Source organism: Streptomyces sp. NPDC054975, assembly GCF_053609105.1.
Map to the genome: position 1 here is coordinate 98,944 of NZ_JBSGWV010000015.1, position 23,629 is coordinate 122,572.

At 71.0% G+C, this 23,629-nt stretch carries 19 protein-coding genes and 1 tRNA gene; 6 read left to right on the forward strand and 14 right to left on the reverse strand.

What is annotated here, in order from left to right; genetic code table 11:
- Window positions 1-98: 98 nt before the first annotated feature.
- The 3 genes from lpdA (at window position 99) to ACWF79_RS16775 (ending at window position 2,453) form a co-directional block, all read left to right on the forward strand.
- On the forward strand, window positions 99-1,502 hold the full coding sequence (lpdA, locus tag ACWF79_RS16765) for a dihydrolipoyl dehydrogenase (protein ID WP_453728842.1): 1,404 nt from the start codon (window positions 99-101) through the stop codon (window positions 1,500-1,502).
- A gap of 95 nt (window positions 1,503-1,597) precedes the next feature.
- Entirely contained in the window at window positions 1,598-2,203 is a 606-nt protein-coding gene (locus ACWF79_RS16770) for a rhomboid-like protein (RefSeq protein ID WP_453728843.1), read from the forward strand.
- 165 nt (window positions 2,204-2,368) lie between these two features.
- Window positions 2,369-2,453: transfer RNA gene (locus ACWF79_RS16775), tRNA-Ser, on the forward strand.
- 14 nt (window positions 2,454-2,467) lie between these two features.
- Here ACWF79_RS16775 and ACWF79_RS16780 read toward each other — a convergent pair.
- From ACWF79_RS16780 to ACWF79_RS16820, 9 genes are all read right to left on the reverse strand, one after another.
- On the reverse strand, window positions 2,468-3,274 hold the full coding sequence (locus ACWF79_RS16780; protein ID WP_453728844.1) for an HAD family hydrolase: 807 nt from the start codon (window positions 3,272-3,274) through the stop codon (window positions 2,468-2,470).
- Entirely contained in the window at window positions 3,271-4,560 is a 1,290-nt protein-coding gene (gene serS / locus ACWF79_RS16785; protein ID WP_453728845.1) for a serine--tRNA ligase, read from the reverse strand. The genes ACWF79_RS16780 and serS overlap by 4 nt, the downstream gene beginning before the upstream one ends.
- 563 nt (window positions 4,561-5,123) lie before the next feature.
- On the reverse strand, window positions 5,124-6,059 hold the full coding sequence (gene pheA / locus ACWF79_RS16790) for a prephenate dehydratase (protein ID WP_453728846.1): 936 nt from the start codon (window positions 6,057-6,059) through the stop codon (window positions 5,124-5,126).
- 28 nt (window positions 6,060-6,087) lie between these two features.
- Entirely contained in the window at window positions 6,088-7,356 is a 1,269-nt protein-coding gene (gene efeB / locus ACWF79_RS16795) for an iron uptake transporter deferrochelatase/peroxidase subunit (protein ID WP_453728847.1), read from the reverse strand.
- A 5-nt stretch (window positions 7,357-7,361) separates the two neighbouring features.
- Window positions 7,362-9,479: a copper resistance CopC/CopD family protein gene (locus tag ACWF79_RS16800; protein WP_453728848.1), complete on the reverse strand. Its 2,118-nt coding sequence runs from the start codon at window positions 9,477-9,479 to the stop codon at window positions 7,362-7,364.
- Window positions 9,480-9,503: 24 nt separating this feature from the next.
- Window positions 9,504-9,995 (reverse strand): copper chaperone PCu(A)C, encoded by a 492-nt coding sequence (locus ACWF79_RS16805; RefSeq protein ID WP_453728849.1) that lies wholly within the window; start codon window positions 9,993-9,995, stop codon window positions 9,504-9,506.
- Window positions 9,992-10,723 (reverse strand): SCO family protein, encoded by a 732-nt coding sequence (locus ACWF79_RS16810; RefSeq protein ID WP_453728850.1) that lies wholly within the window; start codon window positions 10,721-10,723, stop codon window positions 9,992-9,994. Before ACWF79_RS16810 ends, ACWF79_RS16805 begins: the two co-directional genes overlap by 4 nt.
- 105 nt (window positions 10,724-10,828) lie before the next feature.
- Window positions 10,829-11,587: a YcnI family copper-binding membrane protein gene (locus ACWF79_RS16815; RefSeq protein WP_453728851.1), complete on the reverse strand. Its 759-nt coding sequence runs from the start codon at window positions 11,585-11,587 to the stop codon at window positions 10,829-10,831.
- Between the two features lie 388 nt (window positions 11,588-11,975).
- Window positions 11,976-12,782 carry a hypothetical protein gene (locus ACWF79_RS16820; RefSeq protein ID WP_453728852.1) on the reverse strand — a complete coding sequence of 269 codons (807 nt, stop codon included), beginning with the start codon at window positions 12,780-12,782 and terminating at the stop codon, window positions 11,976-11,978.
- A gap of 220 nt (window positions 12,783-13,002) precedes the next feature.
- On the opposite strand from ACWF79_RS16820, the gene ACWF79_RS16825 reads away from it, so the two are divergent.
- Entirely contained in the window at window positions 13,003-13,452 is a 450-nt protein-coding gene (locus ACWF79_RS16825) for an ATP-binding protein (RefSeq protein WP_453728853.1), read from the forward strand.
- Window positions 13,453-13,650: 198 nt separating this feature from the next.
- Here the strand turns inward: ACWF79_RS16825 and ACWF79_RS16830 are convergent, their stop codons facing one another.
- Entirely contained in the window at window positions 13,651-15,108 is a 1,458-nt protein-coding gene (locus ACWF79_RS16830) for an aminopeptidase P family protein (RefSeq protein WP_453728854.1), read from the reverse strand.
- A 144-nt stretch (window positions 15,109-15,252) separates the two neighbouring features.
- Window positions 15,253-16,929 (reverse strand): PP2C family protein-serine/threonine phosphatase, encoded by a 1,677-nt coding sequence (locus ACWF79_RS16835; protein ID WP_453728875.1) that lies wholly within the window; start codon window positions 16,927-16,929, stop codon window positions 15,253-15,255.
- Window positions 16,930-17,310: 381 nt separating this feature from the next.
- On the opposite strand from ACWF79_RS16835, the gene ACWF79_RS16840 reads away from it, so the two are divergent.
- Window positions 17,311-17,991 carry a bifunctional DNA primase/polymerase gene (locus ACWF79_RS16840; RefSeq protein ID WP_453728855.1) on the forward strand — a complete coding sequence of 227 codons (681 nt, stop codon included), beginning with the start codon at window positions 17,311-17,313 and terminating at the stop codon, window positions 17,989-17,991.
- 1,082 nt (window positions 17,992-19,073) lie between these two features.
- Here the strand turns inward: ACWF79_RS16840 and ACWF79_RS16845 are convergent.
- The 3 genes from ACWF79_RS16845 to ACWF79_RS16855 form a co-directional block, all read right to left on the reverse strand.
- The gene (locus ACWF79_RS16845; protein ID WP_453728856.1) at window positions 19,074-20,042 is read right to left on the reverse strand and encodes a DUF5926 family protein; all 969 of its coding nucleotides are present in this window, start codon (window positions 20,040-20,042) and stop codon (window positions 19,074-19,076) included.
- A 397-nt stretch (window positions 20,043-20,439) separates the two neighbouring features.
- Complete coding sequence (locus ACWF79_RS16850; RefSeq protein WP_453728857.1) at window positions 20,440-21,024, reverse strand: ATP-binding protein; 585 nt, start codon at window positions 21,022-21,024, stop codon at window positions 20,440-20,442.
- A gap of 125 nt (window positions 21,025-21,149) precedes the next feature.
- Window positions 21,150-21,983: a glycerophosphodiester phosphodiesterase gene (locus tag ACWF79_RS16855; protein ID WP_453728858.1), complete on the reverse strand. Its 834-nt coding sequence runs from the start codon at window positions 21,981-21,983 to the stop codon at window positions 21,150-21,152.
- 188 nt (window positions 21,984-22,171) lie between these two features.
- Here ACWF79_RS16855 and ACWF79_RS16860 point away from each other — a divergent pair, with 188 nt between their 5' ends.
- Window positions 22,172-23,587, forward strand: a complete 1,416-nt coding sequence (locus ACWF79_RS16860) for a S1C family serine protease (RefSeq protein ID WP_453728859.1) — start codon at window positions 22,172-22,174, stop codon at window positions 23,585-23,587.
- The last annotated feature ends 42 nt before the right edge of the window (window positions 23,588-23,629 follow it).

The following is a 23,629-nucleotide window of genomic DNA, read 5'->3' on the forward strand; positions in this document are numbered from 1 at the left end:
CCCACAGGCTCCCCGCCTACCCGGCCACTCCGAGGGACGCCGGACTACTGTGGGCCCGTACGGGACACGAACACCCTCACCACCCTCGGGAGTCAGTCATGTCAGACCGCTTCGACGTCGTCGTACTCGGAGCTGGCCCCGGCGGCTACGTCGCCGCCATCCGCGCCGCCCAGCTGGGCAAGCGGGTCGCGGTCGTCGAAGAGAAGTACTGGGGTGGTGTCTGCCTGAACGTCGGCTGCATCCCCACCAAGGCGCTGCTGCGCAACGCCGAACTCGCCCACATCTTCAACCACGACGCCAAGACCTTCGGCATCAAGGTCGACGGCACGGTCTCCTTCGACTACGGCGAGGCGTTCCGCCGCAGCCGCACGGTCGCCGACGGCCGGGTCAAGGGCGTCCACTTCCTCATGAAGAAGAACGGGATCACGGAGTTCGACGGCCGTGGCACCTTCCTCGACGCGAACACCCTGCAGGTGAGCAAGGCCGACGGCACCTCGCAGACGATCTCGTTCGACAACTGCATCATCGCCACCGGCGCCACGCCGCGTCTGCTGCCGGGCACCGCCCGCAGCGAGCGCGTGGTGACGTTCGAGGAGCAGATCCTCGCCGAGGACGTGCCGCAGTCGATCATCATCGCGGGCGCCGGCGCGATCGGCATCGAGTTCGCGTACGTGCTCCACAACTACGGCGTGAAGGTCACCATCGTCGAGTTCCTCGACCGGATCGCGCCGCTGGAGGACGCGGACGTCTCCAAGGAGCTGGCCAAGCAGTACCGCAAGCTCGGCATCGACGTCCTCACCTCGACCCGCGTCGAGACGATCGACGAGTCCGGCCCGCAGGTCCGCGTCACCGTCACCGGCAAGGACGGCGCGCAGAAGGTCCTGGAGGCCGACAAGGTCCTGCAGGCCATCGGCTTCGCCCCGAACGTCTCCGGCTACGGCCTGGAGAGCACCGGTGTGGCGCTCACCGAGCGCGGCGCCATCGAGGTCGACGGCCACTGCCGCACCAACGTGCCGAACATCTTCGCCATCGGTGACGTGACCGCGAAGCTGATGCTCGCGCACACCGCCGAGTCCATGGGTGTCGTCGCCGCCGAGACCATCGGGGACGCCGAGACGATGGAACTCGACTACCCGATGATCCCCCGCGCCACCTACTGCCAGCCGCAGATCGCCAGCTTCGGCTGGACCGAGGAGCAGGCTCGGGAGAAGGGGTACGACGTCAAGGTCGCCAAGTTCCCGTTCACCGCGAACGGCAAGGCGCACGGCCTCGGCGACTCCACCGGCTTCGTCAAGATCATCAGTGACGGGAAGTACGGCGAGATCATCGGCGCCCACCTGATCGGCCCCGACGTCACCGAGCTGCTGCCCGAGCTGACGCTGGCGCAGCAGTGGGACCTCACGGTCCACGAGGTGGCGCGGAACGTCCACGCCCACCCGACCCTGGGCGAGGCCGTGAAGGAAGCCATCCACGGCCTTGCCGGACACATGATCAATTTCTGAGGGTTCTTCCGTCCCAGGGTGATAGGCACTGACGGGTGCCGACCCCCGAACCCCAGCCGCCGGGTGGCGAACCGTCCCGACCGATCAGGTCGTGGGTGCGTTCGTCACCCGGTACGCATGTGTGGCTGCTCGTCATCGCGTTCACCAGCCTGGTCATCGCGCTGTCCTCCGACGGCCTGGAGCACTCCCTGCTCCACCGCAACAGCAGCAACCTCCACCAGCTCTCGCACCACCCGGTCCGGGCGCTGCTCGGCAGCGCGTTCTGGATCGAGAACCCGGCGGCCTTCGTCCTGTACGCGGTGCTCTTCGAGCTCTTCCACGCGCCGGTCGAGCGCCGGCTCGGCACGCTGCGCTGGCTCGTCGTCGTGGCGACGGCACACATTGCGGCGACGCTCATCAGCCAGAAGGTCGTCCTGGAGGCGATCCAGGACCACGACGTGCCGCGCAGCATGGCGCACGTCGTCGACATCGGGGTCAGCTACGGGCTCGCGGCCTCGGTGGGGATCCTGACGTACTGGATCCCGCGTCCGTGGCGGTGGCTCTACCTTGCGGGAGCGGTCGCCTTCTTCGCCGTACCGCTGTTCACGAGCCATACGTACACGGACCTGGGGCACGCGATCTCGCTCGTCATCGGCCTGGCGTTCCGGCCGCTGACGCGGGGTAAATCGGTGGCGCGGGAACGACCCCCGGACGCACAGTAGTTGCGCGGGGGATGCCCGCCATGAGGCCGGGGAGGAGCGCGATGACGACCGACACCAGTTCGAGCCGGAGTTCGAGTCCGTCGAGCTCCCTGCAGGGCGGCGCCCCCTAGCGCCGCCGGGGCGGCCGCTTCGAGCGCGCGGGTTCTCCGCGCGGGCCGCCCACCCGGAGGATTGGCCGAGTGGTAAGGCAGCGGCTTGCTAAGCCGTCGTCGGGGTCACCCCCGCGCGCGTTCGATCCGCGCATCCTCCGCCCTGACGGGCCCGCTACGCCGTGAGCAGGCGCTCCAGCACCACCGCGATGCCGTCATCCTCGTTCGAGGTCGTCACCTCGTCCGCCACGGCCTTCAGCTCGTCGTGCGCGTTCGCCATCGCCACGCCCCGCGCCGCCCATCCGAACATCGGGATGTCGTTGGGCATGTCGCCGAAAGCGATCGTGTCGGCCGCCTTCACGCCCAGCCGGCGCGCGGCGAGCGAGAGGCCGGTGGCCTTGCTCAGACCCAGCGGAAGGATCTCGACGATCCCCGGGCCGGCCATGACCACGTCCACCAGGCTTCCGCTCGTCCGGCGGGCGGCCTCCGCCAGCTCGTCGTCGGAGAGCGTGGGGTGCTGGATGTAGACCTTGTTCAGCGGGGCCGACCACAGCTCTGCCGGGTCCTCGAACGGGACGTACGGCAGCGGCCCCTCGTGCACCCGGTACCCGGGGCTGATCAGCACCTCGCCGTCCAGGCCGTCGCGGCTCGCGGCCAGGGCCAGCGGACCCACCTCGGCCTCGATCTTCGACAGTGCCAGTCCCGCCAGCTGCCGGTCCAGGGTCACCGAGGTCAGCAGCCGGTGCTCGCCCGCGTGGTAGACCTGCGCGCCCTGACCGCACACCGCGAGGCCCCCGTAGCCGAGGTCGTCGAGGATGTGCCGGGTCCAGGGGACGGACCGGCCGGTGACCACGATGTGCGCGGCCCCCGCCGCCACCACGGCGGCGAGGGCGTCACGCGTACGGTCCGAGACCGACTCGTCGGCGCGCAGCAGCGTGCCGTCGAGGTCCGTCGCGACGAGCTTGTACGGGAAGGAGCTCACTTGGAGATCGGCTCCAGGACCTCACGGCCGCCCAGGTAGGGCCGGAGGACCTCCGGCACGTGCACCGAGCCGTCCGGAAGCTGGTGGTTCTCCAGGATGGCCACGATCGTGCGCGGTACGGCGCACAGGGTGCCGTTCAGCGTGGCCAGCGGCTGGACGACCTTCTTGCCGCCCCGCTCGTCGCGCATCCGCACGGACAGGCGGCGGGCCTGGAAGCCGTCGCAGTTCGAGGCGGAGGTCAGCTCGCGGTACTTGCCCTGCGTCGGGATCCACGCCTCGCAGTCGAACTTGCGCGAGGCGGAGGAGCCGAGGTCGCCGGTGGCCACGTCGATGACCTGGAAGGGCAGTTCGAGGCTGGTCAGCCACTGCTTCTCCCAGTCCAGCAGCCGCTTGTGCTCGTTCTCCGCGTCCTCGGGAGCGACGTACGAGAACATCTCGACCTTGTCGAACTGGTGGACCCGGAAGATGCCCCGGGTGTCCTTGCCGTACGTGCCGGCCTCGCGGCGGAAGCACGGCGAGAAGCCGGCGTAGCGCAGCGGGAGCTTGTCGGCGTCGATGATCTCGTCCATGTGGTACGCCGCGAGGGGGACCTCGGACGTGCCGACGAGGTAGAAGTCGTCCTTCTCCAGGTGGTACACGTTCTCCGCGGCCTGGCCGAGGAAGCCGGTGCCCTCCATGGCGCGCGGGCGGACCAGCGCCGGGGTCAGCATGGGGATGAAGCCGGCCTCGGTCGCCTGCGCGATCGCCGCGTTGACGAGGGCCAGCTCCAGCAGGGCGCCGACGCCCGTGAGGTAGTAGAAGCGCGAGCCGGAGACCTTCGCGCCGCGCTCGACGTCGATGGCGCCGAGCGCCTCGCCCAGCTCCAGGTGGTCCTTGGGCTCGAAGCCCTCGGCCGCGAAGTCGCGGATGGTGCCGTGCGTCTCCAGGACGACGAAGTCCTCCTCGCCGCCGACCGGCACGTCCGTGTGGACGATGTTGCCGAGCTGGAGCAGGAGGGCGCGAGCGGTCTCGTCGGCCTCGTTCTGCTCGGCCTCGGCGGCCTTGACGTCGGTCTTGAGCTGCTCGGCCCGCTGCAGGAGCTCGGCGCGCTCCTCGGGGGAGGCCTTGGGGATCAGCTTGCCGAGCGCCTTCTGCTCGGAACGAAGCTCGTCGAATCGGACGCCGGACGACCTGCGCCGCTCATCGGCGGAGAGCAGGGCGTCGACGAGTTCGACGTCCTCTCCACGGGCGCGCTGGGAGGCGCGAACACGGTCGGGGTCCTCACGGAGCAGGCGAAGGTCAATCACCCCACCAGGCTACCGGTGCGGGCTCGCGCCACCCCACCCGATATAGCCGTGCGTGTCGCTTTGCCCGAATTGCCGGTATTGGGAAATGCTCTCCCTATTCGTCAATAAGCGGCACAAGGCCCCCCGAAAAGGGGCGGATCGGTGTGCGTTCCTTGACCGAACCGCCCCGTGGATCAAGGGACTTCCTTGGGCTTCTCCACAGCAGGGGCAAGGCCCGTGGAGTTTTCCACAGGCTGTGCGGAACTTCTGTGGATCGTGAACGAATTCCTGGGCGTAAACATGATCAAACCTGCCGCGCACACTCGTCCGAGTGGGAATTCCTCGCCCTAAAGAGTTGATCATTGGAACGGGGGTGACGGGGGCTGATCTGCGCTCTGTGGGTGAACAGAAGCCGAGTGGGGCGATTTGTCGACCTTGGCGGAGTGCCATATCGACTTGTCCCCAGGGCGAGCGAGGCCCCTGTGGATAACTCTGTGTGGGAGTCGAAAATATGCAGGTAGGACTAGTCGTTCGCGCCTGTGGACGACCGCCCCCGGCAGAGAGGGCGGTGGGGCACGATCGGTTCAGGCCCGACCGTCCTGGGCCCTCGCCAGCCAATCGGAGGCCGCCATGAACTCCGCGTCCGACGTCCCCCGCCGCAGCGCGGCGACATCCTCCACCGCGACGCCCGCCCGCGGGTACGACCCGAGGAACCGCACCTTCGGGCAGATCCGCTTGAGCCCCATCAGCGCCTCGCCGACGCGCCGGTCCGAGATATGGCCCTCGGCATCCACGGCGAAGCAGTAGTTCCCGATGCCGGCCCCCGTCGGACGGGACTGGATCAGCATCAGGTTCACCCCGCGCACCGCGAATTCCTGGAGCAGCTCAAGGAGGGCACCCGGATGGTCATCACCCAGCCACAGCACCACCGACGTCTTGTCCGCCCCGGTCGGCGCCGCGGGCCGGGCCGGCCGGCCCACCAGGACGAACCGGGTCTCGGCGTTCTCCGCGTCGTGGATCTCGGTGACCAGGGCCTCCAGGCCATAGGCCGCCGCCGCGAACTCGCCCGCGAAGGCCGCGTCGAACCGTCCCTCCTGCACCAGCCGCGCACCGTCCGCGTTCGAGGCCGCCGACTCCCACAGTGCGTCGGGCAGGTGGGCCCGCAGCCAGTTCCGTACCTGCGGCTGCGCGACCGGATGACCCGTGACCGTCTTGATCTCGGCGAGCGTGGTGCCCGGCCGCACGAGGAGCGCGAACGCGATCGGCAGGAGCACCTCGCGGTAGATCATCAGCGGCTCGCCCGAGGCCAGCTCGTCCAGGGTGGCGGTGACCCCGCCCTCCACCGAGTTCTCGATCGGTACGAGCGCGGCAGCCGCCTCCCCGTTGCGTACCGCGTCCAGGGCGGCCGGGACGGAGACCATGGGGATCAGCTCCCGCGTCGCGGCCTCGGGCAGCGTACGCAGCGCGGCCTCCGTGAACGTGCCTTCGGGGCCGAGATACGTATACCGGGTGGCTGACATACGGTCACCCTAATAGGCGCGGGCGCTCTCAGGACTCCAGAAGCCGCTGACCCACGTACTCGCCCTCCGCCGCCCCGCCCGGCACGGCGAACAGGCCGCTCGCCTCGTGCCGGATGAAGGGGGAGAGCGCGTCACCCCGGTCGAGCTTGCGCTGCACGGGCACGAAGCCCCTGAGCGGATCGGCCTGCCAGCAGATGAAGAGCAGACCGGCGTCGGGTGTGCCGTCCGGGCCGATGCCGTCGTGGAAGGAGAAGGGACGCCGCAGCATGGCGGCTCCGCCGTTCTGTTCGGGGGCGGAGATACGGGAGTGGGCGTTGTCCGGGATGACGAGCCTGCCGTCGGGGCCGGTCTTGTCCAGGTCGAGTTCGGTCGTCTCGGTCCCACCGGTCAGGGGAGCGCCGTCGGACTTCCGACGGCCGATGACCTTCTCCTGCTTGTCGAGCGGGAGCTTCTCCCAGTCGTCGAGCAGCATCCGGATCCGGCGGACGACGGCGTACGAGCCTCCGGCCATCCACTCCTGCGCCCCCGAGGCTCCCTGGGGGACGAAGATCCGCTGGTCGAAGTCGGGCTCCGACGGCTTCGGGTTGCCCGTGCCGTCGACCTGGCCCATGAGGTTGCGGGCGGTCATCGGCTTGGCGGTGGCGCCCGCCGAGCGGTTGAAGCCGTTCATCTGCCAGCGGACCTTGGCAGCCGCACCCGCTTCCTTCTGCAGGGCGCGCAGGGCGTGAAAGGCGACGAGGGCGTCGTCGGCGCCGATCTGCACCCAGAGATCGCCCTCGGACCGCTGCGGGTCGAGTGCGTCGGCGGAGAAGGCGGGCAGTGGGTCGAGCTGCGAGGGGCGGCGGGCCGTGAGTCCCGTACGCCCGAAGAAGGAGTGGCCGAACCCGAAGGTGACGGTGAGGGAGGAGGGACCGGCGTCGAGGGCGATGCCGGTGTCGTCGGTCGAGGGCTCGCCCGCCATCAGGGCCTTGGCCGTCGCCGACCAGCGGCGCAGCAGGGCGGCGGCTTCCTTGCGGCCCGCGCCCGCCGCGAGGTCGAAGGCGACCAGGTGGCCGCGTGACTGAAGCGGAGTGGTGATCCCCGCCTGATGTTTCCCGTGAAACATCGCCTCCGTCGCGCCGACCGTGGTCAGCGCGGTCGCACCGCCCGCACCGGTGGCCGAGGAGCCGGAGTCGGCGGCAGCCGCGTAGACACCGGCACCGCCGGCGGCGCCGAGCGCGAGGCCGGCGGCGCCCGCCGCGCCGACCGTGCCGAGGAGCCGCCGCCGGGAGATCTCAAGGTTGTCGTCGTTGCTCACGAAGGTCAGCCGATCTTCACGTTCTTGTCGATGGTGGTCTGGTCGATGTCGGAGGTACGGACCGTGACTTGGATCTGCCACTCGCCGGCCATCGGGATCTGCACACCGTTGGCGCTCCAGTGACCGGCCTGGATGCGGTCGGGGAAGACCGGCAGCGGGCCGATGTCCTTCGCCTTCAGGGTGAAGGCGACCTTCAGCTCGGGAACGTCCAGCGGACGGGCGTCGGGGCCGTCGAGGAAGATGTGCAGCGCGTTGGCGCCGGTCCGGCCGGGGTCGAGGCTGAGCCGTATCGTCCCCTTGCCGTTGACGCCTCCGGTGTCGAAGGGCAGTCGGATGTCCACGGGCCGGTCGGGCACGGCGGTCGAACCGGAGGCGGACTGCGAACGCCCGGCCTCTTCCTCCGTACGGCCGGGCTCGGTCGACGTCAGAACGGTCGTCACGGCGAGCAGGACCACGGCGACGACGGCTTCGGTCAGGACGGAGCGACGCAGACCGGTCCGCTCGGGGTCGGCGTCGCGGTCCCGCTTCGTGCGGGCGGTGGCGACGGCGGCCCGCTGCCGCGCGAGCTGCGCTGCTCGTACGGGGTCGAGGTCGTCAAGGGCGTTGGGTTCGTCGAAGTGGTCGTCCCCGGCGGCCTTGTCGTCGTTCTTGGTCTTCTCGGCCTCGTCGGCCTCGTCGGCCTCGTCGGCCTCGTCGGCCTCGTCGGCCTCGTCGGCCTCGTGGGCCTCGTCGGCCTCGTGGGCCTCGTCGGCCTCGTGGGCCTCGTCGGCCTCGTCGGCCTCGTCGGCCTCGTGGGCCTCGTGGGCCTCGTGGGCCTCGTCGGCCTCGCCGTCGTTCTCGGCCTTCTCGGCCTTCTCCTCGGTCTTCTGGGTGTTCGCCGGGGCGCCCAGGCGCTGGGTCCAGCGGCGCGAGATCCAGGCGATGCCCAGCAGGACGGCCACGAGACCGATCTTGACCAGGAGGAGCTGGCCGTACGCCGTGCCGGTCAGGGCGGACCAGGAGCCGACCTGCCGCCAGGACTGGTAGAGGCCGGTCGCCGCGAGGACGACGACGGAGCCGAAGGCGATCTTCGAGAAGCGTTCCACCGCGGCACGTTCGATGCCGGGTGCCCGGTAGAGCGCGACGAGCAGCGTGGTGAGGCCGCCCAGCCAGGCGGCCACGGCCAGCAGGTGCAGGAGATCGACGGGCATCGCGATCTGAGGCTGGATGCCGGTGGAGGCGTGCTCGGCGAGGGCCCAGGTGCCCGCGATACCGGCGGCCACCACGGTGCCGCCGATGGCGAGCCCGAAGGTGAGGTCCTTCTTCTCCTTCTCGTCGGTCCGCTTCGTGTACGCCCCGAAGAGCACGGCCACGAAGAGCGCGGCCGCACCGAGCAGCATCAGCCGGGAGATGAGCGCGGCGCCGGTCTTCGTCTGCAGGACGGACCTCAGCCCGCCGAGGTCGAAGGCGTCGCCGAGCTCGCCGGAGCCGGTGTACGGGTTGCGCAGCAGCAGCATCACCAGGGTGGCCGCGGTGAGCGTGAGCCAGCCGCGGACGACGAGCCGCTGGATGGGGCGGACGCTCGCGCCGCGCGGCCAGCAGGCGAGGACGAAGGCGCTGCCGCCGACGAGGATGGTGAAGGCGGCGTACGAGAGGTAGCGGGCGATGCCGTAGAGCGTGCCGACGAGTCCGCCGCCGACGGTCTTGTCGGGGAGGGCGACGGAGGTCTCGGAGGGGGCGCCGACGGAGAAGGTGAAGGCACCGGCCACGGGGTGGCTGTCCGCGGAGACGGCTTGCCAGGCCACCGTGTAGGTGCCTTCGGGCAGTCCGGAGCGGAGGCCGACCCCGTACCGGATGATGTTGGCGCTGCACAGGTCGCGTATCTCGCCGGTGTCGACCCGATTTCCCGCGGGGTCGAGGACACGGATCGAGTCGCCGCCCATGGCGACCTGTTCGGAGAAGGTGAGGTTGACGTCCTTGGGGGCGGTGGCGACCACCGCCCCGTCCTGCGGGTCGCTGCCGGTCAGCGCGGCGTGCGCGGACGCGGGGGCGGCGCCGGCGAGCAGCGCGCCGAGCAGCGCGGCCGTGACGAGCAGCAGCCGGGCCAGGGCGGTTCCGAGGCGCGGGGCGGTGGTGGTGGGCATGTGTGTGTCAGTCCCTCAAGTAGCTCAGTGCTGCTTCGGGTTGTGGGTGGCGGCCTCGACGGGGACGTCGACCTTGATGGGGCCGGCCTTCTCGAAGTGCAGCTCGATGCTGACCTTGTCGCCCTGCTTCGGCTTGGTCTTCAGCCCCATGAACATGATGTGGTTGCCGCCACGTTCGAGCTTGAGTTCGCCGTTCGCGGGGATGTCGAAGGACTTCACCTGCTGCATCTTCTGGTTCTTCGTCTCGTGGATCTGGACGTCGTCCGAGATCGGGCTCGTGACGGAGGTGAGCTTGTCGGCGGTGCCGCTGTCGTTCTTGATGGTCAGGAAGCCGCCGGCCATGTCCATCACGGGCTGCGGCATGAACGCGCCGCTGACCTTCAGCTCGGGCTTGCCCCCGCTGCCGGAGCCGCTGCCGGAGTTGCCGGAGCTGTCGGACGAGCATCCGGACAGGGCGAGGGCTGCCGTCAGGGCGACGGCGGCGGTGGTGGACAGGACGGTGGTGCGGCGGTTCACGGGTTCTCCCCCTTGATGAGCTTCGGCAGGTCCTTGGCGTAGTCGTCGACGGTCGTGTCCTCGCCGTACAGGACGTAGCCCTGGTCGGTCGTGGGCGAGAACGCGATCACCTGGGCTCCGTGCATGGAGACGACCGAGCCGTCCTTCTCCTTCTTCGCCGGGGAGATGCCGATGCCCATCTGCTTGGCGCCCGCCTGGATCGCGGAGAAGTCGCCGGTGAGCCCGACGAAGGACGGGTCCCCGGCGGCGGGCAGCCACTTGGCCAGCTCGGCCGAGGTGTCCCGCTCGGGGTCGGTGGTGACGAAGACGACCTGGAGCTTGTCCTGGTCGGCCTTGGGGAGCTGCTTCTTCGCGACGGCGATGTTGCTCATCGTCAGCGGGCAGACGTCGGGGCAGTGCGTGTAGCCGAAGTAGATCAGCGTCGGCTTGCCCTTGGTCTGCGCGCGGAGGTCGAACTTCTGGCCCTTGGTGTCCGTGAGGACGAGGTCGGGCTTGGTGAAGGGGCGGTCGAGGACGGTCGCCGCCTTGGTGCTGCCGCCTTCGGCGGAGACCTCGGCGACGGTTCCGTTCCCGGAGCCGCCCGCCTTGTCGTCACCGGAGTCGAGGCCGACGACGGTCGTCACCGTGAGAGCGGCGACGACCGCGGCGGCGGCGACGATCAAGGGTGCGCGACGGCTGGGCCTGGCTCGCTCGTCGGTGGCAGGGTCGGGTGTTTTCTGAACTGACATGGAACGTGCTCTCTCGTGTTCTCTCGCGTCTCGCGGGTCTCGCGGGTCTCGCGGTCTCGCGGGTCTCGCGTGCCTCGCGTGTCTCGCGTGTCTCTGGGCTCGCGGTCAGGCGGAGCGGCGACGGCCGGCGAGCAGACCGAAGGCGACGCCGGCGACGCCGACGAGGATGCCGACGACGCCGAGGACGCGCGCGGTGGTGTCGCTGCTGTCGGAGGTGGAGGCGGCGGCCTCGGTGTGGCCCTTCTCGCCCGTGGCCTTGTGGTCGTGGCCGGCCGCCTTCTCGTCGGCCTTCTCGTCCGTCTTCGCGCCGCCGCCGTGGTGGTCGTCCGTGGCCGCGGAGAGCTTCAGGACGGGCGCGGGGTACTGGGGCTCCTTGGCGCCTTCCTTCGGCTCCTCGATCCAGCGGACGACCTCGTTGTTGTCGTACGTCTGGAGGGCCTTGACGACGAGCCGGTCGGTGTCCTCGGGCAGCCGGCCGAGCGAGAGCGGGAACTGCTGGAACTGGCCGGGGCCGATCTTCGAACCGTCCGCGGTCCAGGTGACCTTGGTGACGGCCTCGTTGATGGTCTTGCCGTGCAGCTCCAGCGGCTTGGCGAGCTTGGACTTGGTGACCTCGGACTTCCAGCCGGGGACGGGCTGCGGCATCACGGAGGCGAGCGGGTGGTCGACCGGGAAGTTGATCTCGACCTTGACGGTGGAGGCGTTGTCGCGCTCGTTGGGGACCTTGACGTTGACGGTCGCGTACCCGCCCTTCGCGGCCTCGCCCTGCGGCTGGACGCCGACGTGTGCGAAGGCGGTGCCGGAGAGCAGCACGACGGAGGAGAGGGCGATGCCGCCGGTGACGGCGATACGGGAAACGTTCATGGCAGAAGACACTCCAGCTCGGGAGAGGGGTCGGGGTTCCGGCACGCCGACGTCCGGAAGCTTGCGATCCGGGCGGTGCGGCGACGGTACGTACGTATGGCCGACGGCCGGATGGCCGACCGGTCGGACCGGTCGGACCGGCGGCTGGGGCCGCGTGATCCGAGTACGTACGGATGTCCGTCGTACGCATGCCAGTCGCACGGATGTCGGCCGTACGGATGTCGGTCGTACGCGTGCCGGTGGTGCGGTTGCCGGTCGTACGGGCGGGGGATCCGGGCACGGTCCGCCCCTGCGGAGAAGTGCGGGGTGCGGTGGGTGCGGTCGGATCCGGTGACGGCGCGTACGAAGGGCTGCGGTTCCGCTCGTGGTTGGCGGTGAGCGGTCCGCGTCAGGCCGCGAGGGCGAGGGCGGCGGCCGGCGGCCCGCGCCGGATCACCGTGTGCTGGAGTGCCTCGGCGCCGGTCGGCGGTGAGGTGTCGTGCCCTGTCCGGGCGGGGCGGCGCGGCCCGGTCGCCGGAACGCCGGGAAGGCCGGCGAGCAGGGCCCGTACGAACGTCAGGGCGGCGCGCAGCGAGCGTACGAGAGCGCATTCGGCGAGCTCGGTCGCGCCGTGGGCGGAGAGCCGTGCGAGCCGGCCGAGGGCCAGGTCGCCGTGGCGCAGCAGCCAGCCGGTGGCGAGCGCGGCCAGCAGGTGGCCGAGCACCATCGGCAGGTCGGGCAGGAGTTCGCCGCCGCCCTGCGCGACGCCGGTCGCCAGATGGCCGGCGTGGCCGGGGTGCGCGTGGGTGGCGGTGGCGGTCGGGTCGAGACCGGCGTCGGTGATGACCCGGGTGGCGTCGGCGGCGCTCATGGAGGCCGCCCCGGCGCCGCAGACGATCTTGGCGGCCATCCGGATCAGCGCGTCGTCGGCCGCGGGACCGAGGGAACCGGCCGTGAGCGGCCGCTGCCCGAGTCCGAAGAGGACGTGCAGTCCGAGCTGTCCGCCGGCCAGGGCCGCGACGATGACGGGCAGCGAGCGTTCCCGTCCGGCGAAGAGCACGGTGACGCCGAAGATCAACAGGAAACCGGCGACCAGGGTCCACAGGGCGATCCCCGCGCAGGCGGCCACGGCGTGCCCGAGCCCGGACAGCACGACGCAGACCGCGGTGAACACCGCGGCCCTCAGCAGGCGTGGTGCGAGCGCGGGGGCAGACATGGCGGGCCCATCATCGCACCAGGCCCCCACCCTCCATGCGGCAGGTCCGTAAGATCACCTTTCGGCCTCTTCGGGCGCGACATACACCGGTGCACGGTGGGCGCGCATCCGCCGAACGAGCGCTGTTACGACCCCCAGGGGCTTACGGACCCGTTGGCGTGGCAATAGGTAACGGTATGTCGCGCCGCAGCATGTCGAGCCGCAGCCAGGAGGCTGAAGCATGAGCATCTGGTGGTCCCTCCATCTGAGGCGCGAGGCTGCGAGCGTTCCGCTCGCCCGGCGGTTGCTGCTCGGCACGATGGAGACGGCCGGGGTCGACCCGGACATCTCCTACGACCTGTCGGTGGCCCTGACCGAGGCGTGCGCCAACGCCGTGGAGCACGGTGGCGACGGCGGTTCCGGCCTGGCCTCGGAGGCGTACCGGGTCACGGCCTATCTGGACGGCGAGACTTGTCGTATCGAAGTCGCGGACGCCGGGCCCGGCTTCTCGGGCGCCCGGCTGCCCGCTGCCGCCACGGCCGACGCCGATGCCGAGAACGGGCGCGGGCTGCGGCTGATCGAGGAGCTCGCGGACCATGTCCACTTCGGCCGTACGGGCCGGGGCGGGGCGCTCGTGAGCTTCGACAAGATCGTGAAGTGGCGTACGGACGCGCCGCTCGCGCTGACCTGAGCCGCACGGACACGTCGTACGTACGGACACGGCGTACGCCCTGACACGTCATACGTACAGACACCTCATACGTCACGACACGCCATACGTACGGACCCGCCATACGTACGGACCCGCCGTACGCACGGACACCGAAACACCTACGGAAGGGCCCCCACCGACACGCGCTCGGCAGGGGCCCTTCCGTACGTCCGCGGGTCAGCCCTTCAGGCCGGCCATCCACGCCTCGACCTCGTCCGAACGGCGCGGCAGCGCGGCGGAGAGGTTCCGGTTGCCGTCCTCCGTGACGAGGATGTCGTCCTCGATCCGGACGCCGATGCCCCGGTACTCCTCGGGCACGGTCAGGTCGTCGGCCTGGAAGTACAGACCCGGCTCGACGGTCAGGCACATGCCCGGCTCGAGAGTGGTGTCGACGTACGCCTCGGTGCGCGCGGCGGCGCAGTCGTGGACGTCCATGCCGAGCATGTGGCCGGTGCCGTGCAGGGTCCAGCGGCGCTGGAGACCGAGCTCCAGGACGCGGTCGGCCGGGCCCTCGACGAGGCCCCACTCGACGAGCTTCTCGGCGAGTACGCGCTGGGCGGCGTCGTGGAAGTCGCGGTAGGCGGCGCCCGGCTTCACGGCCGCGATGCCCGCCTCCTGCGCCTCGTGCACGGCGTCGTAGATCTTGCGCTGGATCTCGGTGTAGCGGCCGTTGATCGGCAGAGTGCGGGTCACGTCGGCGGTGTACAGCTCGTTGGTCTCGACGCCGGCGTCGAGGAGCAGCAGGTCGCCGGAGCGGACCGGGCCGTTGTTGCGTACCCAGTGCAGGGTCGTGGCGTGCGGTCCGGCGGCGCAGATGGAGCCGTAGCCGACGTCGTTGCCCTCGACGCGGGCGCGCAGGAAGAACGTGCCTTCGATGTAGCGCTCGCTGGTCGCCTCGGCCTTGTCGAGGACCTTGACGACGTCCTCGAAGCCGCGGGCGGTCGAGTCGCAGGCCTTCTGCAGCTCGGCGATCTCGAACTCGTCCTTGACGAGACGGGCCTCCGAGAGGAAGACGCGCAGCTCCTCGTCGCGTTCGGCGGTGACCTTGTCGGCCAGCGCGGCCTGGATGCCGGCGTCGTGACCGCGCACGACGCGGACCGGGCCGGTGGCCTCCTTGAGGGCGGCGGCCAGTTCGCGGACGTCCTTGGCCGGGATGCCGAGGAGCTGCTCGGCCTCGGTCAGGGAGTGCCGGCGGCCGACCCACAGCTCGCCCTGGCCGTCGAGCCAGAACTCGCCGTTCTCGCGGTTGGAGCGCGGCAGCAGGTAGATCGTCGCCTTGTGGCCGGTCTTCGTCGGCTCCAGGACGAGGACGCCGTCCTCGGTCTGGTCGCCGGTGAGGTAGGCGTACTCGGTCGAGGCGCGGAAGCTGTACTCGGTGTCGTTCGAGCGCGTCTTCAGGTTGCCCGCGGGGATCACCAGGCGCTCGCCCGGGAAGCGCGCGGAGAGCGCGGCGCGACGGGCGGCGGTGTGGGCGGCCTGGGCGATCGGCTGCAGGTCGTGCAGCTCGGTGTCGGCCCAGCCGGACTTCATGTTCTCGGCGAGCTCGTCGGACACGTCCTGGTACAGGCCGTTCTTGCGCTGCTTGATCGGCTCTTCGGTCTCGTCCGGGGTTTCCGGGGTGAGCTCGTCTGCCACGGGGGGTCTCCTTCGGTACGACGCTGAACCCCATCCATCGTACGGTCGTACGGAAGACGGCCCAGGGCCGGAAGACCCGCCCCCGCTACGTCACCGGGGCGCTACGCACGGCTCGCGGGGTGGACGGGCGCCAGGCGGTGTCCGTCACTCGAAGCGGGCCGCGAGCAGGACCACGTCCTCCCCGTCGACGGCGTCGTCGATGCCCTCGGGCAGCATCGTGCGCAGGACGTGGTCGGCGATGGCCTCCGGATCCGTACGGTCCGCCTTCGGAACGCTCGCGGCGGCGGCGTGCAGCCGGGCGAAGGCCCGGTCCATGGGGTCGCCGGTCCGCCGGAGCAGCCCGTCGGTGTAGAGCAGCACCGTTTCTCCGGGGGCGGGAGCGATCTCGACGCTCGGCGCCTCCCAGCAGGCGAGCATGCCGAGCGGTGCCGACAGCGAGGTCTCGACGAACTCGGTCCGGTGCTCACCGATGATCAGCGGCGGTGTGTGGCCCGCCCCGGCGAGGACGATCTTGCGCTGCTTGGGCTCGCAGTAAGCGAAGAGCGCGGTGGCCGAGCGGGCGGGCTCGGTGAGCCGGAGCAGGAGCTCCAGGTCGGAGAGGACGGCGACCGGGTCCTCGCCCTCCATGACGGCGTACGCCCGCAGGGAGGCGCGCAGTCGGCCCATCGCGGCGAGCGCGCTCGGACCGGTCCCCGAGACGGAGCCGACCGCGAGGCCCAGGGCGCCCTCGGGCAGCGGCAGGGCGTCGTACCAGTCGCCACCGCCCTGGGGGCCGGTGCGGTGGCGGGCGGCGAGCTGGACGCCGGGGACCCGGGGGAGGCGGCTGGGCAGCAACTCCTCGGCGACGGTGGCGACCTGGACGCGGGCGCGCTCCAGCTCCAGGAGGCGGGCGAGGTGTTCGGTGGCGTAGCGGCCGTAGAGGCCGACGAGGTCGCGCTGGCGTTCGACGGGTTCGGCGGGTTCGTCGTAGAGCCAGACGACGGCGCCGAGTTTGCCGGCGGCCTCGGTGGCGAGGGGGAGCGCGTAGCTGGCGGCGTAGCCGAGCCGGGCGGCGACCTCGCGCTGGCGCGGGTCGAGCCCCGGCTCGCCGAGCAGGTCGGGGACGGCGATGGGGTCGGGGATGGGCCCGGGGCCTGCGCCGGGGCTGGTGCGGGGGGCGGAGCCGGGGCCGGTGGCGTTACCCGTGACGGGTCCGGGGTCGGTACGTGAGCCGGGGCTTGACGCGCCGTTCACGGTGCCCGGCGCGCGGGCCGCTCGGGAGTCGCTGGGGTCGGCGCGCGATCGCGTCGGTTCGGGGAGTCCGTCGAGGATGCGGCCGTAGGACGTGGCGCTGCGCGGCACCGTCTCGATCGTGCCGAGTTCGGCGTGGGCGAGCCCGAGTCCGACGGTGGAGGCGGGGCCGCAGCCGTCGGCGGGCTCGAAGACGGCCATGCCGCGGCGCGCGCCGACGAGGGCGGCTCCGGCGCTCAGCACCTCACGCAGGGCTTCGTCGAGCGAAGCGGTCCTGATCAGGCGTTCGGTGAGTTCGTGGAGGGTGGTGAGGTCGGAGACCCAGCCGGCCAGCCGGTCCTGGATCAGCGCGCCGGGGATGCCCGGGAGGGCCGACGCGGAGGGGTCGAGAGGCGGGACGGGCGCGGTAGTGTGCGCGGGCGAGGGAACCGTGGAATCGATTCCAGCCACTTTCGGCAGGTGTGGGGCGCTCATGTCGGCCGGCTTTCCGACGGGTGCGTTTCGCTCAATAGCATCGCAAACCCCCATGTCAATCTGCGCCGCTAGCAATGCATCCACATGTACACGCACAAGAGGAGCGATGTCCAGCATTGTCCCCACGGGACTTGTGGTGTCTGTGGGGTTTGGCAGAAGGGTTGAAGTGCAGGCCAAGTTGGCCGAAAATTGCCCCCTCGGTGCACCATTCGCGGTCGACTGGCGTCGTTTGAAAGCGCGTTGATTTGAACGTGACGGGTACGTAATCGGTGATGGCCAGGGGCAGTTGGAACGGCCCCGGAACCTGGCAGGGTGCCTGGGCGTCCTCACCGCCGCAGGCCGCGCCCCTCGAGTGGACGACGAGCCTCAGCTCGGCCCCTCCCGCCCCACCGCACGGGGCGGTGAACCGCCGACCTTGTACGCGCTGCTACGCACAGTGAAGTGATCTGCACATGGTGTGATGTGGATTCGGCGTTCAACGGAAAGGAACGAGCGCTCATGCGCGAGATCCTCGGAAGGCGACGCAGGTTCCGGCTTCGGCGCAGGGAAAGGACCGTCCAGCTCGACGCGGCGCTCGTCTGCGCCACCGAGTGGGGCTGGCCCGTTCTGCCCGGCGTCGGACTGAAAGCGACGACCCGCACGTCCAGAGGGGCCGGCTGCGCCTGCCCCGACCCCGGGTGTGTCGTCCCCGGTGCACATCCCTTCGACCCCGGACTGCTCGCGGCCACGACCGACGAGCGGATGATCCGCTGGTGGTGGGCCCGGCGCCCGGACGCCCCGATCGTCCTGGCCACGGGCGGCAACGCGCCCTGCGCGGTGAGCCTCCCGGCCGTCGCGGGAGCGCGCGCCCTGGCCGCCCTCGACACGATGGGCATGCGGCTCGGCCCGGTGGTGGCGACGCCCACGCGCTGGTCGCTGCTGGTCGCCCCGTACGGCCTCGAACAACTCGGCGAACTCCTCTACGCCAAGGACAGCGTGCCCAGTTCGCTGCGGTTCCACGGCGAGGGCGGCTATCTGCTGCTGCCGCCGTCGGTCGCGGGAACGGGGCCGGTCCGCTGGGAGCGTGCGCCGCTGGAGGGGTCGGCCAGTCCCTGGCTGCCGGACGTCGAGGCGGTCGTGGACGCGCTGGTCGAGGCGAGCACGGGCGCGCCCGAGGGCGGCAGCAGACTGGCGTACTGACGCCGACGGGGGTTGCGCCGGGGACGGCCTCACCCATACGGGTGTGAGGCTGTCCGACTTGTACGGGAAATGGGCGCGCGGCGCACGATGCGCCGCCGGTCCGCCGATATCTTCGGCGGACCGTTCGCGAGTCCTCGCGAGTCGCAGCCAGCCGGGCAGGTGGGTCCCATGAATCTCCGCATGATCGGGCTCGGGGCCGCCGTGGCGTGTGCCACGCTCCTGCCGCTCGTCGCCCTCGCCGGACAGGCGTCCGGCCCCGGCCCCGGTCGAGGCGACGGCAACGCCGATGCGAAGCCCCGAGCGGACGGAGGTCTGCTGCCGGGGCTCGGCCTGGGCGGGCCGGAGCCCGCGACGAAGCCCGCGCCTCCTGGTGCGCCCCCGAGCTCCCCGGAGAGTCCCTCGGACTCCTTCTCAGGGACGGCTTCAGGAACTTCCTCAGGGGCTTCCTCAGGGACCCGCTCCGGGGCCTCGGATTCCACCTCCGCGACTGTTCCCACGGACGTTCCCGCCCGTACCTCGCACTGCGGCCCCGAGCTGACGTCCCCCGACGGGATCGAGGCCCAGACCTGTGTGCTCACGGAGGGCTCCGACACCTGGGGGCGTACGTACTACCGCAACGCCGGCGGTCAGCGGCTCGATGCCGTGCTCACTCTGATGGGCCCCGCCGGACGGACCGTACAAGTGCGTTGTGCGGTCGTCGCGCGAGATGAACCGGGGGCGTGCGAGACGCCCAGGGAGCGTGCGCGGGGCGCTGTATCGGCATATTCGGCCGTAGCGGAATTCGCGGGTGCGGGAGAGGGATCCAGTACGCCGCTACTGCTGCGGGCGGGGAGCAACACGGCCTCTGCGGGCGGAAGTTGAGGTTCCGGAGAAGACTCGTCCGGACATGAGAAGACCCGGTCGCTGGCGACGGGGGATGCACCAGCGACCGGGCTTCTAGAACGGTAACAAGAGATCTGCGGTTCGCAAATTCGATCTCGGTTATTCGGACAGGGATTTACCTGACCGCACGGAGAGTTGTGGCGGATGTCACCGACTGGTCGGTCTGTCAGTCCACACCGTTACCGCGGGCTCCGCACGTATCAGCTGAGCGTGACCTGACGGTTGGTGAGACCGCCGCGGGCCCGGCGCTCCTCCGGGGTGAGCGGGGCGTCGGTGGCCAGCGCCGTGGCCAGGCGCTCGGCGAACTCGGCGGCGGGCTTCTCGCAGTCGTCGGCGCTCATCGACGTCGGCAGGTCCCAGACCGGGACCATCAGGCCGTGGGCCCGGAAGGAGCCGACCAGGCGGGTGTTCTCGCCGAGGGAGGAGGTCCCGGCGGCGTGCAGGCGGGCGAGCGCGTCGAGGAGCTTCTCCTCGGGGTGCGGCATGACCCAGCGCAGGTGGTTCTTCTCCGGGGTCTCGCACCAGTACGAGGAGTCCACGCCCGTCAGCTTGACGGTGGGGATCGCGGCGGCGTTGGCCCGCTCCAGGGAGGCGGTGACCTCGGGGTTGGAGTTGTCGGCGGACTCCGGAATCCAGAATTCGAAGCCCGTGTGGACGACAGGCGAGAAATCGCTGTTCGGGTCGAGCAGATCCTGCAGGCGCGGGCCCTCGGCCGGTACGCGACGGGGGGTGACCGGAGAGCCCGGCTCCGTCTCCAGGGCGCGCAGCAGGGTGTCAGCGAGGTCGCGGGCGAGGTCGCCGGAGGAGGAGTCGTTCTGGAGGGCGAGGAGGACGGAGCCGTCGTCGCGGCGGAGCGCGGGCCACGCCATGGGGAGCACGGTCGCGAGCGTCACGGACGGAACGCCCTCGGGGAGCCCGTCCTTCAGCGTGAGCGGGACCGTGGCGGCGGGCACCAGCTCGCGCAGCGCGACCCAGTCGCACTCGCCGGGCAGTCCCTCGAAGGGACGCTGGACCAGCTCGGTCACGGCGTGCGCGGCGGCCCGGCCGTGGCACGCCTTGTAGCGGCGGCCCGACCCGCAGGGGCACGGCTCGCGCGCACCGACGACCGGGATCTCCCCGTTCGTGACCTGTGCCTTGGAGGCCTTCGTCTGGGGGCGCTTCTTGGCCATGGTGTGGCTTCTCCCGATAGCGGCGGTGCGGTGGTGCAGGGCCGCACTTCGTGCACGGCTCTGTGTCGGGCGAGCCTAGCCGCACGGGACCGCCGAGGGAGGACATCGCCCCCTGGGCGCGCACCGACCTCGCCACGGGTCTTGGTGCGCGCGTCGGTTGGGGCGGTCGTGGGCCGGCCGCCCGGGACCTCCGTACGTGCGTCGGTTGGGGCGGTCGTGGGCCGGAGCCCGGGACCACCCAACGCGCGTCGGTGGGGACGGTCGTAGGTCGGGGCCCGGACCTCCGTACGTGCGGCGGTTGGGGACGGTCATAGGTCGCCGCCCGCCCGGGACCTCCGTACGTGCGTCGTGGGGACGGTCGTAGGCCGGAGAGCCCGGGACCGCCCGACGTGTGTCGTCAGTCCAGGTCCTCGTACGCGTCCAGGAAGTCGAAGCCCGAGCCGCCGCCGACGCGGGCGGCGAAGTCGTCGCGGCGATGGCCCTCGGTGACCACCACCCAGACCGTCACCTCGCCGGACGCGCTGTCCCGTACACCCCAGTCCTGGGCGAGGGCGCTGATGATGTTCAGCCCGCGGCCGCCGCGCGCGGTGACCGAGGGCGTCGACGGAACGGGCCGGGTCGGACCACCGCCGTCCGTCACCTCGACCGTCAGGCCACCCGACGGATCGACGTGCCAGGCCGCACGGACGTCCCCGTCGCCCACCTCCGCCCGCCCCAGCGGCCTGCCGTGCCGGCAGGCGTTGCTGAGCAGCTCGGAAAGGATCAGTACCGCGTCGTCGACGACCGATTCGGACATCCCGCTGCGGCTCAACTGCTCCCGCATACGGTGTCGCGCCTCACCCACGCCCGCAGGGCCATGGGGTACGGCCATGCTCGACGACGTGGGCACCTCCTGTGCCACCACAAACGCCACCCCCGAGACCTCCTTTGCCCCACGCCACGGTGTGGATGCCCCAATGGCCTGGACCGGAAACCGCTCCATGAGCGTGGGGTGACGCACTCGTGACGATCGCGTACGGACCGAACGCGCCGGTGCACTCCCTGTAAGCCCAGGGACGGGTGGGGCGGAAGGGGCTCAGAGGGGACAGGGAGAGGGCGGCGAGGGGGTCAAAGGCGGCCCAACTGGGACAGCACCTGCTGGGGCCGGTTGGTGATGATCGCGTCGACGCCGAGCCGCTCGCAGAGTTCGACGTCCTCCGGCTCGTCCACCGTCCATACATGGACCTGGTGTCCGGCCTTCTGGAGCCGCAGGATCACGGTGGGGTGATGGCGGACGATCCGGATCGACGGACCGGCGATCCGCGCGCCCGCCGGCAGTCTGCCGTCGCGCAGCCGGGGGGTGACGAACTGGGAGAGGGAGACGGTCGGGAGGGTCGGCGCGGCGGCCGCGATCCGGTACAAGGAGCGCGGCGAGAAGCTCATGACCCGTACGGGAGACTCCTCGGGGGTCGCCGGGTCCGCGAGGCCGAACCGCTTCAGCAGCTGGAGCAGCCGCTCCTCGACCTGCCCCGCCCAGCGGGTGGGGTGCTTGGTCTCGATGGCCAGCTCGATCGGGCGCCCGGCGTCGGAGACCAGCTCCAGGAGGCGTTCCAGGGTGAGTACGGAGGTGAGTCCGGGGTCTTTCCAGTCCGGGCTCTCGCGCGCTTCCTCGCGCCCCTTCCAGGTGCCGAAGTCCAGGGCGGCGAGGTCGGCGAGTTCCAGGGCGGACACGGCGCCGCGGCCGTTGGAGGTGCGGTCGACGCGTCGGTCGTGGACGCAGACGAGGTGGCCGTCGGCGGTGAGCCGGACATCGCACTCCAGGGCGTCGGCGCCGTACTCGATGGCCTTCACGTAGGCGGAGAGCGTGTGCTCCGGTGCTTCCTCGGAGGCTCCGCGGTGGGCCACCACCTGGACGGGGGCGGGGTTCGTCTGCGGCCGGGGGTGCTGCCGTGCGTGGGTCACCGCGTCATGGTGCCATTGGCGGGGCGGGCGTACTCGGTCGCGTACGGGATCGCGTCTGTTATGTCCGTAAATAAAGAATCGGGCGCAGACGCACAGCTCCGCCTTACAGTGGCCTGACGTCCTGTGGGAAAAGCTGTTCGCAGCACCCTAGTGAGGCATCCACCCGCGCAGTGAACGAGGAGAGAGCCGTGAGCACCGAGAACGAGGGCACCGAGGTTCCGGCGGACCCGAGTGCCCCGTCCGCCCCTCCTGCCCCTCCCACGCCCCCGACGCCTCCCGCTTCCATGCCTCCCGCTCCGGAGGTACCGCCCACCGCACCGGCCGACGCCGCCACCCCCGCTGCCGCTCCCGCGCACGCCGGGCCGGTGGGCGGGCCCGAGCAGCAGGCGGCTGCCGCGGGTGGCTGGCCGCCGCCTCCCCCGGCGGTGCCGGCCTGGGGCGCGACCGTCCCGCCCGCCCCGCAGGCTCCGCGGAAGCGGACCGGCGGCCTGGTGGCGGCGGTCCTCGTGGCGGCCCTCGTGGCCGGCGGCGTGGGCGGCGGCATCGGTTACTGGGCGGCCGAGCGCGGCGACGGCGGGACCAGCTCGACGACGGTCTCCGCGGGCGAGGCCCCGGCGTCCTTCAAGCGTGACCCGGGCACGGTCGCCGCGGTGGCGAACAAGGCGCTCCCGAGCGTGGTGACCATCCAGGCGAAGTCCGGTGGCAGCGGCGGTGAGAGCGAGGGCGAGGGCGGCACGGGCACCGGCTTCGTCTACGACAGGGAAGGCCACATCGTCACCAACAACCACGTGGTGGCATCGGCGGCGGAGGGCGGCACGCTCTCGGCGACCTTCTCGAACGGGAAGACGTACGACGCGGAGGTCGTGGGCCGGGCGGAGGGTTACGACGTCGCCGTCCTGAAGCTCAAGAAGGCGCCGGACGGGTTGGCTCCGCTCCCGCTCGGCGACTCCGAGAAGGTGGCGGTGGGCGACTCGACGATCGCGATCGGCGCGCCCTTCGGCCTGTCCAACACGGTGACGACGGGCATCATCAGCGCCAAGAACCGCCCGGTGGCCTCGGGTGACGGCTCCGGCGGCAACAACTCGTACATGAGCGCTCTGCAGACGGACGCCTCGATCAACCCGGGCAACTCCGGCGGGCCGCTGCTCGACGCGAGTGGCGCGGTGATCGGCATCAACTCGGCGATCCAGTCGACCGGGAACGGCTTCGGCCAGTCCCAGGCGGGTTCGATCGGCCTCGGCTTCGCCATCCCGGTCAACCAGGCCAAGAACGTGGCCGAGCAGCTGATCAAGACGGGCAAGCCGGTCTACCCGGTGATCGGCGCGACGGTGAACATGACCGACAAGGGCAAGGGCGCCACGATCGCCGACGAGGGCGCGGGTGGCACTCCGGCGATCACCCCGAACGGCCCGGCGGCGAAGGCCGGCCTGAAGCCGGGCGACGTGATCACCGCCCTCGGCGACCGCCAGATCGACAGCGGCCCGACGCTGATCAGCGAGATCTGGACCCACAAGTCGGGCGACACGATCAAGCTCACGTACGAACGCGACGGCAAGCCGGCCACGACCACGGTCACCCTCGGCGAACGCACGGGCGACAACTGACCGGCTAGGCTGTCCCCCGCGCCACCCCGAACGGGATCCGGC